Origin of the sequence: Pedobacter sp. MR2016-24 (genome assembly GCF_026239655.1) — a bacterium.
GTDB lineage: Bacteria > Bacteroidota > Bacteroidia > Sphingobacteriales > Sphingobacteriaceae > Pedobacter.
In genome coordinates, this window is record NZ_JAPIVO010000001.1 from 217,137 (window position 1) to 231,054 (window position 13,918).

A 13,918-nucleotide genomic window follows, 5' to 3' on the forward strand; every position below is an offset into this window, starting at 1 on the left:
TCTGCAATTCATCAACTTTTAAATAGAAGGGGTAATTAGTGATGTTTAGCAAATTTCGATGCTGTAACCTTTGGGATAATTACCAAAAAATCATATCCCTTAATTATTCTTTGTAGTTTGATGTCTGTAATATTCAGTCGCCCCGAATTCAGTTCTCTTCTTAACGGAATTAGGTCAAAACAATGCCACTGCTCACCATTAACTGTTTTAATGATAGGTTCCAGAGTCTTGAGCATGTCACTATCAGTATCTATCTTCTCTGACGGAAAACCTTCGAATGGAGATGCCTGTGTACCTGAAATTCCCAATATCATGATGTGCAGGGAGCTTTTATAGTTAGCATCATTGAGGTTGCTCACCATGTTTCCTATATCATAGACTTCAAGAAAGCCCTCCCCCCTGGCGAGATGATTCGCGCCATATTTGAACAGGTTTCGTTTGCCTGACCATTTGCTATAAAGTTCCATCAGTTGGTGCTTCATCAATTGAACCCTTAGCTCATGACTTTGCGATTTATAGATCTTTGCACTTAGTTTGAGCATATCGATAATCTTCAACTCTTCTTTACTCAATGGAAGTTTAGATAAACTGTCTGTTTTTTTTGCAAAATCGTCAGTCAAAAGGTAAAACGGCTTGCTTTGGTCTTTTAGGAAGTTGTCAAAATACAATTTTGAATTAATAGCGATTCGCTTATAGATTTCCTTTGCAGTTTTGTTCCTAGTGGTTTGATAGAGTTCATTACAAATTACTCTATCACCAATTAGTAAGATCTGATCCGTTCCGAGGATTGTAGTATTTGATTGGGTCAGCTGTTTTAAAAGTTCGAATTCCGGGCTGAAGGCATAGAAAGAGAAACTATTTCCATAAGTGTCTACGTAGTTTTGCAAAGCGTCTTTGGACAGATTTTTAATCTTACTCTGCAAGATGGTCGCAGTAAACGGATCGATCTCACAGATGAAATTTTCGAATACAATCTTTGAGGTAATTGCAGAAGTAAAGTAGGGAATTTCATTGGTAAAATGGTCTTCTCCGATAAGGATATCATTAGATGTTTTTGCTTTTTTAATGATTTTTTGCCATCCAAGACCTGTAAATGTATCTGCTTGTTTTATAAAAGTTGTCAGATTTTTTTTTGACAGATTAGTGATAAGGCTATCCTGAGCACATGATATTGTAGTTATGCATGATAAAAATATCGTAAATAGTAGCTTTGGCTGGTTCATTTAAGTTCGGGTATAGTTAATGCAAAATAAGTAAATTATGGCTATCGCAATTTTAATTTTGCTATAAGGTATGTTCCCGGTCTATTTTGTTGAAAGATGTATATAATTCCATTGTCTTATTTAACTGTGCTTTAATCTGCTTTACTAAAATCCTTGGCGCTATTACCCGCATTTTAGCCCCAAAACCCAATAATTCTCTTTCAAGTTCAAAATTCAATATTACTTTAATACTGAAGATCTTTCCATCAGCTTCATTACTTAACAGCTTTTGAGTATGATGTAAAGGTTTTGTAATCACGTAAGGAGCATTGTCATTATCCACCCAGAAAATAACTTCACAATCACGCTGACCGGGGCTTTTCGTTACACCAATACAATCATCATAATAGGTGACCAGATCCAGCGTTTTATTTTCTTTATACTCTTCGTCATGCTCTTCTACCGTTTCTATCCTATCCAGCGCAAGATTCATGATGTGGGAGTTTCGCATATGTTGCATGCCTAAAACAAACCAGCGGTTTCGATATTCTTTGAGCAGGTAACCACTAAAACAAAAAGTGCTCGCCTGCCTTGCTTTAAAAGACCTGTAAGTAATACATATAGTTTTTTTGGCTACGATGGCTTTACGGATCACCTCAATCCATTCCAATCCCTTCAGGTTATCATTCTTTTCGCAATCTACTATCGGCGGACTATGCATTTTCTGCGAATAAATCTTGTCTTCCAGTTTACTCACCATCTCGGTGAGGTCTGTGAAATGATTGAAACCTTTAAATTGTTTCAGCAAGTCAGACACTTCTGACAGTACCTGTATGTCCTGCTGATTTAAAGGACTGTTTGTGATGCTATAATCCTTGTCACTATAGGTGTAATATTTTTTATCGACTACAACAATTGGTGCCTCATAACCTAGCTTGTTGCTGCGCATCATTTCCATGTCAGCCTGTATAGTTCTTCTGCTCACCCCCGTATCTATCCCCTGATATTCATACAGTGCTTCACTGCAGGCATCAATAAGATCATCGAGAGTCCATTTTTTATGTCTGTTCTGTAAACACTGATCAAGAGTACGATAGCGAATAAGGGCATTACGGTTAACTGGCATCTGATTAAAATTATTTTGATGAATTTATGAATTATTTTTTACTGCGCAAATACACTGCGCAGGACCTGTATTTCTTTGTATCATCAAATAACAAAACGATCATGGAAAAAGAAAAGATCAGTAATAGTGAATTGCAAGGCTTAGGGGTCAACGAAGTGGAAATATTAGTGAGTTTTAGTCGTGTGGCTAATGGCTTGCTGAAACACGGGGTAATGTCTAAGTCGGAAATACTGGCTAATCTGGAGGCGTTGATTGATGATCCAATGCCTTATGCCTTAAGAAAAGGTGGTAAGTTTAAGAACCTGGCAGATAGTGTTATTGCTATGCGGAACGAAGGGAAGTTCGTGAAACAGGAGCGTAGTAATTTTAAATTGAAAGAGGAAATAGCTGAATTCCCGGTGTGGGGATTAGAACATATTGAAGTGGGCGCCTTAGCACAGATGAGAACGGCGATACAATTACCTATTGCAGTTGCAGGCGCCCTTATGCCGGATGCTCACCAAGGTTATGGTTTGCCAATTGGTGGGGTATTGGCTACTACAGCAAATACAATTATACCATTTGCTGTTGGGGTAGACATTGCATGCCGCATGTGTCTGAGTATCTTCGATCTCCCTGCCAATATGGTAGATACGCAAAAGGACAAATTGAAAAGTATCCTGGTCGACAATACCTATTTTGGTATGGGATGTACGACAAAATCATACTTTGACAGTTCTCTGTTTGATAGTAAAACATGGAATGAAACAAAGGTTATACGTTCATTAAAGGATAAAGCTTATGCGCAGTTGGGGACAAGCGGAACGGGCAATCATTTCGTAGAATGGGGTGAGTTAACTATTGCGGAGGGGGCTTTGGAAGGTATTCCCGGGGGTAATTATCTGGCCTTGTTATCACATTCCGGATCTCGGGGGTTTGGAGGTACGGTGGCCAACCATTACAGTAGGATTGCAATGACCAAAACCAAGTTGCCTGCTGAAGCAAAACACCTGGCCTGGCTTGATCTGGATAAGGACGAAGGACAAGAGTACTGGATAGCAATGAATCTCGCGGGTGAATATGCAAGCGCTAACCACCATGAAATACATAACAAAATAGCACGGGATTTAGGGATTAATCCGATTAAGAGAATAGAAAATCACCACAACTTTGCCTGGCAGGAGAAGCTTGCCGATGGTACTGATGTCATGGTACACCGAAAAGGAGCAACGCCGGCTGGCGAAGGAGTATTGGGTATTATCCCTGGCTCAATGAGTACGCCAGGATTTGTAGTGCGTGGAAAAGGAGATCTGACCAGCATTAATTCTGCAAGCCATGGCGCAGGGAGGCTGATGAGCCGAAGTGCCGCTTTTAAAACACTGGACAAAGCAACTATTGCAGCTAACCTCATTGAAAAACGTATTACGCTGATGGGTAGTGATATGGATGAAGCGCCAATGGCTTACAAAGATATTCATGCTGTTATGGCTGCGCAAAATGATCTGGTAGAAGTTCTGGCCAGCTTTGAGCCGAGAATTGTGAGAATGGCAGATCCAAGGGAAAAGCCGGAAGATTAATGAGTTAAAATCAATTAAATATTTTAGCTGCGCAAATATATTGCGCAGAACAGATGTTTCTTTGGATTAACAATAAGAAAGAAGGAGGTTTAAAATGAAATTTAACAACTTAAGCAGAACAAAAGATCAGGTAGTCAACAAGGAAGGTGCAAAAGCATTTGCGCTCACTGCGGAAATGGAACTATACACCGCTGTTGTTACCTGGAGCTTAAACGATTCCTTTTATGAAAAGAATGAGGCGCGTTTAATCCGTCTGCAAAAATTGATAACAAAGTGTGATCCCATATTTGTGGGAAAGCTGGCAGTATATGCCCGCACTAAAATGAATATGCGTTCGGTTCCTTTAGTTTTGGTAACGGAACTGGCTAAGTCGCACTCGGGTGATGATCTTGTTGCCCGGGTTACGGCAGGGGTAGTTAATCGTGCGGATGAGATCACAGAACTACTAGCCTGTTATGAATTGTTAAATGAGCGTACTGGTACTAAAAAATTAAACCGGTTATCAAAGCAAATCCAAAAAGGGTTGGTGACAGCCTTTAATCGCTTTGATGAATATCAGTTTGCCAAGTACAACCGGGACGGTAATATCAAACTGCGCGATGCTTTATTTTTGGTTCACCCAAAGGCAAAGGATGATGCACAGCAACAACTATTCGATAAAATAGTAAGCCGCACTTTAAGAACAGCTTATACCTGGGAAACTGAGCTATCAGCATTGGGTCAACTCAATTATGATAGTGAGGAGGCAAAAGCTAATGCTTTCTGTACCAAATGGGAGGAGTTGATAGATAGTGGTAAACTAGGTTATATGGCTTTATTACGTAATTTGCGCAATATAATGCAGGCTGGTATAAGTCATGAGCATTTCCAAAAGGTGTGTGTACGCTTAGCTGATCCCGATGAAGTGACCAAGGCTAAACAGTTCCCTTTCCGTTACCTGGCGGCCTATCGTGAATTGTCATTGGTTTCTCAAAGAGAAGTTCCTTTAAAAGGTCTAACGGAAAGACTGAGTGCTTTTTTATTCGGGAGCAAAGTTTACGCCGAGCGGTTGTCGGCTGCTTTAGAAAAAGCAGTTGAGGCAAGCGCTGTTAACATCAAAGGATTTGATCATACATCCAGCGTACTTCTGGCCTGTGATGTTTCAGGTTCGATGCAAACTCCGGTATCTGCAAAGTCAAAGATACTACTGTATGATGTAGGTCTGATGTTGGCAATGTTGTTACAATCACGTTGTAAAAATGTGGAAGTGGGTATGTTCGGTGATACATGGAAGACAATAGTAGTGCCAGACAACAATATCTTAAGAAACGTTATGGAGTTCCATCGCCGTGAGGGCGAAGTCGGTTATGCAACGAATGGTTACCTGGTAATCAAAGATTTGTTAACCAGGAAAGTTAAAATGGACAAAGTAATGTTGTTTACTGACTGCCAATTGTATAATACATCTTCTACAACGGGTGATCATATTCATGCCTTGTGGTTGAGATACAGAGCGGAAGTTGCACCAGATGCAAAATTGTATATGTTTGATCTGAAAGGCTATGGGCAAGCTCCATTACAAGTGTTGCGTAATAGTGTATTCCTAATAGCCGGCTGGAGCGATAAAGTTTTTGAAGTATTAGATGCGCTGGAGAATGGAGAAAAGGCTTTAGATGTAATCTGTCAAGCAGAACTATAAATTATGTATGGGAACGGTATGTTCCCATACTTCAAGAAATTTGAAAATATAAAGATGCCGTAGAACCGGGTTACTTCGCCCACATGAAGGAGGTTGGTCATTATAACGCAGGTTATAGTGTGGGTTCGAGTCCCAAAGCGATTCCTCCGTCCCGCGTTCGCTGGTTGCTCTTTATAATTATCATTAAGGTGCCGTAGATATATGCTACTTCGTGTCGCCGGTTCGATCCCGGCCTATGGATGATCCATAGTAGCTCAGAATTTGGTAGAGCAGTTGGAGCTTTTGCTCACATATACCGAATATCGCCCTTATAACACATATGCCGTAATTAAACATAAATATACCTCTCAGCTAGCTATGTTTATTGATTGCAGGTTTATTTAAAAATAATAAAAAGGTGCCGTAAATTGGTAATACTTCGGTATGATATTCCCTAAGGGGAAAGGTGCAGATTCAAATTCTGCCTGCAGGTAATTGCAGTAGTCTAAATTAATAACCAATTGCTTTTAGCCCTTTTTAATAAGCATATCAGGAAATAATGAAAAATAGACCTCTAAAACAGAAATCGGCTTGTGTTATTTTTGTTGTATTTGATAAAGATCGTTTCTTGTGGTTTTCTAATTTGTCTTCGTTTTCCTTCTGTAAAAATAATATTTCAAATATTTCTACTAATTTGAAATAAATATTTTAATTTTATGGCTTAACAACACACATAATGAAAAAAATATTATTTACCGCACTGGCAGCATCACTGTCCTTATGTGGGTATGCACAAACGAAAGGCACCAATACTTTAGGGTTCGGTGTAAATGTTAACAGTGGTAAGACTGAGTATAATAACAGTCCGGAAATTAGGAATGAAAACAAAACAAGATCCTTTACTTTGGGTTATGGGCTGTTTATAGAAGACAATACCAGAGTAGGGCTAGACCTAAATTATGGGACTAATGAATTTAGTACTAATGAGAATATTGATCAGTCAAGTAAATTGTATGGTGGAAATCTTACCTATCAGAGATACTATCCTTTGATAAAGACCTTATATGCATATGCAGGTGGTAAAGCAGGTTATTCGTATTCAAAGCAAAAAAATTATAATAGGACAACAAACCAACGGGAAGATACGGCAACGGGTAACAGTTACTCTCTGGGTGGATATGGTGGTTTAACCTGGTTTGTTTCAAAGTGCTTCGCTTTCGAAACAAACTTATTATCAGCGAATATTTCTTATAATAGTCAGGAGCAAAATAACACTAACTTTCAGGACTATAAGACAAAGCAAACTAGCTTTAACATGAGTACAGATGGTTTTATCGACAATCTTGGATTCAAAATTTATCTTTTATTCTAATTCTAATTTTCATTCAAAGCCCTGTAATATTTGCAGGGCTTTTGTTATTTTCTTTTCACTAACGATTATCTGAATTTCCAGCTTCTATGGTCCATCTTTTACATCGTTTCAATTATCAAATAATTCCTGTTGAATTAACTGCTTGATATTGATTATCTTCGCTTTCAAATTAACGCTATCTCAAAATGTTTGAACTTTGGAGCAACTATTACTATTTTGCCGTCCCCTTACAGATTCTTGCTATTATTCATGCGCTTAAAACGGGTAGAAAACAATGGTTATACCTATTGATATTTCTTCCGCTTGTTGGTGTTGCAATTTATTTTTACATGGAATTACTGCCTGAAATTACTCATGGCACGTTCTTGAATAATCTGCAGAAATACTTCCTGCCCAAGCAAAAGATTAAAGAATGGGAACGTAAGGTTTTAATAACGGATAATATCACTAATAGATTAGGGCTTTCAGCAGCTTATGCTGAACAAAAAAAATATGATAAGGCAATAGATTTATCATTGAGTTGTCTGAAGGGCTTATATGTTGACGATCCGGGAATCTTTTTACAATTAGCCAGGCAGTATTTCCATAATGAGCAGTACGAAGAAAGTATTGCCTATTTCGACAAATTAAATGCGAAAAATAGTGGACGTTTTAGTATCGCAGAGGATGAACTGCTCTATGTTAGGGCGCTGGACGGTACAGGTAAAAACGACCTTGCTGATGAAGGATACCGGCGGGTTATCCGGATCCATCACTCGCTGGAAGCTAGATATTATTACGGTCAATTCTTAAAAAAGCAACAAAATAATGCAGATGCCCGCCTGCAATTCCAGGCGATACGTGCAGAAATTAAATTGTTACCCGGATACTTACGCCGGAAAAATGCGCAATGGTCCAGGCGCGCATTAAAAGAGTTGATGTCTACCAAATAATCTCCATCTGTGGATAAAATATTTTGACTACTTTAGGTATCAATTGCCTGATCTGAACAACCAAATATTTTATGGCCCAAAGACGTTTCTTTTTTATATTCTTAATTCTGGCCGTTTTCGTATTTGCGATTGTGCAATGTACTCAGATAGAACGTAAGGACGGTCGTGGGCCTACATATGCTGGTAGTTCTACCTGCATGAAATGCCACAAAGATTTAGCAGAATCGTATACGCATAACGCACATTTCAGTGCTTCAAGAATGGTTACGAAGCCAAATTCTGCAGATAGTCTCCATTTGCCGGACGGTGAGTTCCTTTTCAGTGAAAATACCAAAGTTGGTGTAAAGCATCTTAAAAATGGTTTATATCAGTCGGCCATCGTCAACGGGAAGGATATGAAAACCGAACATACAGATATGGTGTTTGGAGCCGGAATCAGCGCTTATACTTTTGCTTTCTGGTTTGGCGATAAGCTGATGCAGATGCCATTGAATTATTTGACTAAAGAACATCAATGGGTTAATAGTCCTGGTTTTCCGACCGACCAGATTTATTTTGGACGTCCTATTGTTTCGCGTTGCCTGGAGTGCCACAGCTCATTTGCTGATAAAAAACTTGTTAAATCTGCTAATTTTGGCGTAGAAGAAGAATTCATTAAAGGTTCCCTGATCGCTGGTATAGATTGTGAGCGCTGCCACGGACCTGCCGCTCAGCATGTAGAATTTCATGAGGAAAATCCACTGGTGAAAAAGGCTAATTATATGGTAAGTTATAAATCGTTGGCGTTTACAAGAAGAATTGATATGTGTGGGGTATGTCATTCGGGTACAGGGATACAAACGCTGACTTCAACATTTTCTTTTAAACCGGGAGATACGCTTAAAACCCTGCCCCAGTATAATGTTTATAGAGGCGAAGATCCGGATGTGCACGGGAAGCAGAAACAATTGCTGGAAGCGAGTATGTGTTATAAAGTAGGGAAGGCAGAATGTATCACTTGTCATGATGTTCACGATAATACGAAGGTCAGTGTAGAAATCTATTCCAACAAATGTGTAAGCTGCCATAAAGATGCGCATAAAATGGTGCCTGAAAAAAATAAGGTGATGCTTGCTAAAAACTGTATCGACTGTCATATGCCTGTGAAGGAATCTCATGCGATAGGTTTCCAAATGAGTAATAGTAAGGAAAAGATCCCCTATAAGCTAAGGACACATCGTATAGCTGTTTATGAAAGCATCGTAAAGGGTGGAAAGTAAATGTGTTTATTAAAAAATTAGCGGGTAATAATAAGCCTGAAAATTCGTTAGTGTTTTGATTTATAGAATAATATTGGCTGCTATATTGAAATCATGTTTTTAATCATGAAATCTATAGTTGCTTTAAAGCCGTTACTTTTTCAATATGACAGACAGGACCCCTTTAGTGGAAGCACTATTAAACAATAATTTTGAACAGGCTAAAGCCTTGTTAGACAGTGGCGAACGTATTCCCAAAGATATCAGGGAAAATGATTTGCAAACTATATATTCCAGGGTATTCAGAGGAAAGGCATTTGATATTATTGATAGTTTAATAGCGAATGGTGGTATCGAGACAGATGTTTATGAATATGATTCATTTGATAAATCTGTATTTCGTGCTATTGTGAACCTCTCGGCAGAAGAAGATACCCTTGATTTCTTAGGCCGCTTTATCGGCAAATTGGACAATCTTAATGACGAAGTACAGGATGAAACGATTTTAAGTTATTCGCTTGATCAAAAGGCAGATGTCAAGCTGATTAAATGTTTGATAGATGCCGGGTGCAGTGTTAATTACCTGAATAAAAATGATGAAACGCTTATTTTTCAGATAGTCAGTAAGAATATGCTGGATCCAAAGATCGGCGCGGGATATCTGGATCTGCTGATCAATGAAGGTGTAGATATAAATAAAGCTAACATTGTTAGGGAAACACCTTTACTTGTAGCCGTGCAGAAACGAAAATTGGAACTGGTCGATTTGTTACTGGCTCAGGGAGCAAATCCTAATGAACAGGGAAAGGATGATCATACAGCCTTTTTCTGGGCTGCGGCACTTATGTTCGATTTAAAACTATATGAACAATTGTCTGCCTACGCTTCACCGGATTTTGATTTAGTCAGTAAAAACGGGCAACATATTTTAACTGAGTTCTTAAGGATTGCGAGTCGTGAATCTGATATTCCTTTGCTGGTAAAGATATTGGAGCAGGGGGCAGATTTGAAGCAGACTGCTAAATATTATGAAAAGGATAAATCCGGATTAGACTGGCTCGCAGAAAAACCAGCAGTAATTTTTGAGGCTGGGTTTAACGCAGGTGGAATAGAAGTGAATGAACAGGATAATGAGGGGAACACCATCTTGCATAAGGTATGTGCTTTCAATGTAAACTACGATCAGAATGTAGCGAAGGAAACCTATCGGAAAGTCAAGTTTCTCCTGGAAAATGGAGCAGATATATCTCTTACGAATACGAAGGATCAAACAGCTTTAATGCTTGCATCGGATGATAATCTAAAAACCAAAACAGTACAATTATTACTTTCTACCTCAATTAAATCATAGCGAAGATGTCGATGTCGTTCCTTGTAGCCTGTGAAAATGGCAATAGAAAAATAGCTGAATTATTACTTGCCGCCGGCGATGCGGATGTTACTTATACTGATGAAAAGGGCCGTACGGCCTTGCACTATGCTGCTCACAGGGGATATCTTGATATTGTTAAAATATTAATCGATAAAGGGGCTGATCTGGATTACGAAGATCATGATGGTGAAACGCCGCTGTACTTTTCATTACTGCAAAAGCAGAAACAGACTGCGCTTTATTTGCTTGATAAGGAAGCCAGGATAAACATCAATGATAAGCAGGGAAACAGTTTTCTTCACCTCACTGCCAGTACGGGCCAGACAGAAGTTTTAAAAAGATTAATAGAACTGGGACTAGAAGTAGATCAGGACAATAATAAATCGGAAACACCGCTATTGATTGCCGCCGGTTGTGGCAACAGAGAAATTATAAATACACTGCTTATAAGTGGTGCAGATATCAACAGAACAAATAATACCGGAGAGAATGCATTGCTGTTTGCTGTGAGAGCAAAAAATACAGCGATGGCAGAACTGTTGCTGGATAATGGTATTGCTATCAACCATCTTAATCATGAAGGTGAAAGTGGGTTGCTGATTGCTTGTATTGAAAACAACCAGATGATAGTTAAATTGCTGACTAAGAGAGGTGCCGATATCTTTATTACTGCCAAAAACGGTCTCTCTCCAATTTGGTATGCCTGCAATAATAATCAAAAGGAGACAGTCTTGTTATTCCTGGAAAATGGGCTGGACGTAAACTATGCGAAACCCTTCGCTGGTCAGGATGAGGCTATGGATTCTTATCTGGATTGGGCGGAAATGATTAATAATGCTGCATTAGACAGCAATTTTAGCTTAAATGGCAAGAGTACCTATGGTGGTGAGAGTCTATTGCAGGCTGCTGTTAAGGGTGGTTATTTAAGTATGGTAAAATTGCTGGTAGATAAAGGTGCGAGTATTAATCATCAGGATGAATCTGGAAATACAGCTTTACATTATGCAGCCGCCAACAGTAAAAAAGATATAGTGAAGTACTTACTTGAACAGCATGCTGATGTGACCATCGTAAATGTGAAAGAGCAAAAAGCAATCGACTATTCTAATATCAAAGGACACAATGAAATTACGGAACTGATCCTGAAATTCAGTGCGCCGGGAACAGTGGTACAGGCTGTACCGGCGGAGAAAGTTGAAGCATCAACTGTAAATGATATGGCATCCAAAAAGCAGGCACTGATGGATCTTAAGGATTTACTGGATTCAGGAATACTTACCCAGGAAGAATTTGACCTGGAGAAAGCTAAGGTGTTAAAAGGATAAATTTTGATTTGCTGATGTCAACATCTCTTATTTTTTAAGCATACTTCTAAAGAGACCCTGTAAGTAATACTTGCAGGGTCTCTTTTTATAAATATCTCTTTACTTTGCTGAATCGATTAGTCTTATTGCTTTGATAATAAATGGATTATCACTATAATTACAAAAGCGGTTAGGTGAAGGGCGTTTTACGATTTTATTGCGGCCACCACCGTGTAATATGATGATGAAAATGGATCAAAAGTGATGAATAAATTGCTATTCACAATTAAAATATAAACAGATGAAGCAGTTTTTAATAGTACTGATAATAGGTATTCTGGGGACGGATACTTTTGCACAGATTAACCTGATTAGCAATACAGAAGCAAGGAAGTCCCAGAATCTGAATGGAGATTGGCAGTACATTATTGACCCTTATGAAACAGGTTTCTATGATTACCGCTATAAGGAACTAAATGAAAATAATCCGGATGCTTACTGGAATACAGATGTCCAGGTAAACAGAACAGAGAAAAAGGAACATGGATATATTGACAAATATAGCTTGAAGGTGCCGGGCGACTGGAACCATCAGAATCCTGTATTTACCTATTATGAAGGGACGGTATGGTACAAGAAATCTTTTGACTTTGAACAGGTAGCTGCGGGACATAGGTTCTTTCTTTATTTTGGGGCTGTAAATTACCGGGCTGATGTATACCTGAACGGTAAAAAATTAGGTACGCATAAAGGTGGATTCACACCATTTAACTTTGAAGTCCCGGTCAAACTATTGAAGCAGAAAGGCAATTTTTTGGTGGTAAAGGTAGATAACAAAAGGCATGTGGAAGAGATTCCTACGCTGAATACGGATTGGTGGAACTATGGTGGAATTACGAGGGACGTAAAGCTAATGGATGTGCCTTCGACTTTTATACAGGATTTTGTATTGCAGTTAAAAAAGAATACCTCAGGCAAGGCGCCGGAAAAAATGCCTGAGGCAACAGGTTGGGTAAAACTAAATGGTAATACGGCTGACGGGGAGATGGTCACTATTGAAATCCCTGAACTTAAGTTCAGGAAACAGATTCCGGTAGTAGCGGGCACAGCTGCACTTAATTTTAAGCTCCCAAAGCTGCAGCTCTGGGCACCTGCAACTCCTAAGCTGTACAAAGTAATCGTCCGCACAAAAAATGACGTTACAGCAGATCATATCGGGTTCAGAACAATTGAAGCACATGGAACACAGGTGCTGTTAAATGGAAAGCCCGTCTTTATGCGTGGAATCAGTATTCATGGCGAAATTCCTCAGGAGGCGAGACGGGCATATAGTCAGGAAGATGCAATGCAGTTACTTAGTCAGTCCAAAGAGCTCGGCTGCAATATGGTAAGGCTGTCACATTATCCCCACGATGAAAAAATTACACGTCTGGCCGACTCGCTGGGAATGCTGGTATGGTCAGAGATTCCGGTGTACTGGACAATAGATTTTACCAGCGCGGAGGTATTGGAAAAGGCAGAATTACAGTTGGAGGAAATGATTATGCGTGACCATAACAGGGCGAGTATAATCATTTGGTCTGTCGGTAATGAAACGCCAATTACGCCGGCCAGAACTGATTTTATGCATAATTTATTGACAAAGGCCAGAGCACTGGATAATACACGTATGGTCTCTGCTGCGCTGGAAGTAAGTTATGGTTCTGGTAAGGACCACCATATTATCGACGATCCTTTGGGCGAGTTTGTAGATATCGTGTCTTTCAACGAATACCTGGGCTGGTACGGTGGATCACCTGATAAATGTCGAACTACTACATGGGACACGCCTTATGATAAGCCTTTGTTTATCAGCGAAACCGGAGGTGATGCAAAAGGAGGTTTTCATGCAGATTCTCTGACCCGTTTTAGCGAAGAGTACCAGGAATGGTATTTCAGGGAACAGGTGGCTATGTTTAAACGAATGCCGGCGAAGTTTGCAGGTGTTTCTCCCTGGATTCTGGCTGACTTCCGTTCACCGAGACGTAACAATCCATTTTATCAGGAGGGCTGGAACCGTAAAGGTTTGTTTGATGAGAAGGGTAATAAAAAGAAAGCTTTTTTTGTGATGAAAGCCTATTATGATAGTATTGCACAAGCGGAGAAAAAATAATCCTTCA

The 13,918-nt window shown here is 39.4% G+C and carries 10 protein-coding genes; 8 read left to right on the forward strand and 2 right to left on the reverse strand.

The genetic code is table 11. From position 1 onward, the window contains the following. Positions 1–35: 35 nt before the first annotated feature. Positions 36–1,223, reverse strand: coding sequence for a hypothetical protein (locus tag OQX62_RS00975; protein WP_265829414.1), 1,188 nt, complete (start codon positions 1,221–1,223; stop codon positions 36–38). A gap of 61 nt (positions 1,224–1,284) precedes the next feature. Beyond that, on the reverse strand, positions 1,285–2,328 hold the full coding sequence (locus OQX62_RS00980; protein ID WP_265829415.1) for a helix-turn-helix transcriptional regulator: 1,044 nt from the start codon (positions 2,326–2,328) through the stop codon (positions 1,285–1,287). A 26-nt stretch (positions 2,329–2,354) separates the two neighbouring features. Here OQX62_RS00980 and OQX62_RS00985 point away from each other — a divergent pair, with 26 nt between their 5' ends. The 8 genes from OQX62_RS00985 to OQX62_RS01020 all read left to right on the forward strand — a co-directional run bounded on the left by OQX62_RS00985 (position 2,355) and on the right by OQX62_RS01020 (position 13,911). Further along, a complete protein-coding gene (locus OQX62_RS00985) occupies positions 2,355–3,884 on the forward strand; it encodes an RtcB family protein (protein ID WP_265829417.1) in 1,530 nt (509 codons plus the stop codon). A gap of 94 nt (positions 3,885–3,978) precedes the next feature. Further along, positions 3,979–5,562, forward strand: coding sequence for a TROVE domain-containing protein (locus OQX62_RS00990; protein WP_265829418.1), 1,584 nt, complete (start codon positions 3,979–3,981; stop codon positions 5,560–5,562). 715 nt (positions 5,563–6,277) lie between these two features. Further along, entirely contained in the window at positions 6,278–6,913 is a 636-nt protein-coding gene (locus OQX62_RS00995) for a hypothetical protein (protein WP_265829419.1), read from the forward strand. Between the two features lie 185 nt (positions 6,914–7,098). Continuing rightward, entirely contained in the window at positions 7,099–7,845 is a 747-nt protein-coding gene (locus tag OQX62_RS01000; RefSeq protein WP_265829421.1) for a hypothetical protein, read from the forward strand. Positions 7,846–7,916: 71 nt separating this feature from the next. Beyond that, on the forward strand, positions 7,917–9,104 hold the full coding sequence (locus tag OQX62_RS01005; protein WP_265829422.1) for a cytochrome c3 family protein: 1,188 nt from the start codon (positions 7,917–7,919) through the stop codon (positions 9,102–9,104). A gap of 145 nt (positions 9,105–9,249) precedes the next feature. Beyond that, the gene (locus tag OQX62_RS01010; RefSeq protein ID WP_265829423.1) at positions 9,250–10,434 is read left to right on the forward strand and encodes an ankyrin repeat domain-containing protein; all 1,185 of its coding nucleotides are present in this window, start codon (positions 9,250–9,252) and stop codon (positions 10,432–10,434) included. Between the two features lie 5 nt (positions 10,435–10,439). Continuing rightward, the gene (locus OQX62_RS01015) at positions 10,440–11,780 is read left to right on the forward strand and encodes an ankyrin repeat domain-containing protein (RefSeq protein ID WP_265829424.1); all 1,341 of its coding nucleotides are present in this window, start codon (positions 10,440–10,442) and stop codon (positions 11,778–11,780) included. Positions 11,781–12,060: 280 nt separating this feature from the next. Then, complete coding sequence (locus OQX62_RS01020) at positions 12,061–13,911, forward strand: glycoside hydrolase family 2 protein (protein ID WP_265829425.1); 1,851 nt, start codon at positions 12,061–12,063, stop codon at positions 13,909–13,911. Positions 13,912–13,918: the final 7 nt, after the last annotated feature.

What these genes read in the sequence shown, in the direction of transcription:
- OQX62_RS00975 (WP_265829414.1), bottom strand. Translation starts at nt 1,223, where the DNA reads ATGAACCAGCCAAAGCTACTATTTACGATATTTTTATCATGCATAACT.
- OQX62_RS00980 (WP_265829415.1), bottom strand. Translation starts at nt 2,328, where the DNA reads ATGCCAGTTAACCGTAATGCCCTTATTCGCTATCGTACTCTTGATCAG.
- OQX62_RS00985 (WP_265829417.1), top strand. Translation starts at nt 2,355, where the DNA reads ATGAATTATTTTTTACTGCGCAAATACACTGCGCAGGACCTGTATTTC.
- OQX62_RS00990 (WP_265829418.1), top strand. Translation starts at nt 3,979, where the DNA reads ATGAAATTTAACAACTTAAGCAGAACAAAAGATCAGGTAGTCAACAAG.
- OQX62_RS00995 (WP_265829419.1), top strand. Translation starts at nt 6,278, where the DNA reads ATGAAAAAAATATTATTTACCGCACTGGCAGCATCACTGTCCTTATGT.
- OQX62_RS01000 (WP_265829421.1), top strand. Translation starts at nt 7,099, where the DNA reads ATGTTTGAACTTTGGAGCAACTATTACTATTTTGCCGTCCCCTTACAG.
- OQX62_RS01005 (WP_265829422.1), top strand. Translation starts at nt 7,917, where the DNA reads ATGGCCCAAAGACGTTTCTTTTTTATATTCTTAATTCTGGCCGTTTTC.
- OQX62_RS01010 (WP_265829423.1), top strand. Translation starts at nt 9,250, where the DNA reads ATGACAGACAGGACCCCTTTAGTGGAAGCACTATTAAACAATAATTTT.
- OQX62_RS01015 (WP_265829424.1), top strand. Translation starts at nt 10,440, where the DNA reads ATGTCGATGTCGTTCCTTGTAGCCTGTGAAAATGGCAATAGAAAAATA.
- OQX62_RS01020 (WP_265829425.1), top strand. Translation starts at nt 12,061, where the DNA reads ATGAAGCAGTTTTTAATAGTACTGATAATAGGTATTCTGGGGACGGAT.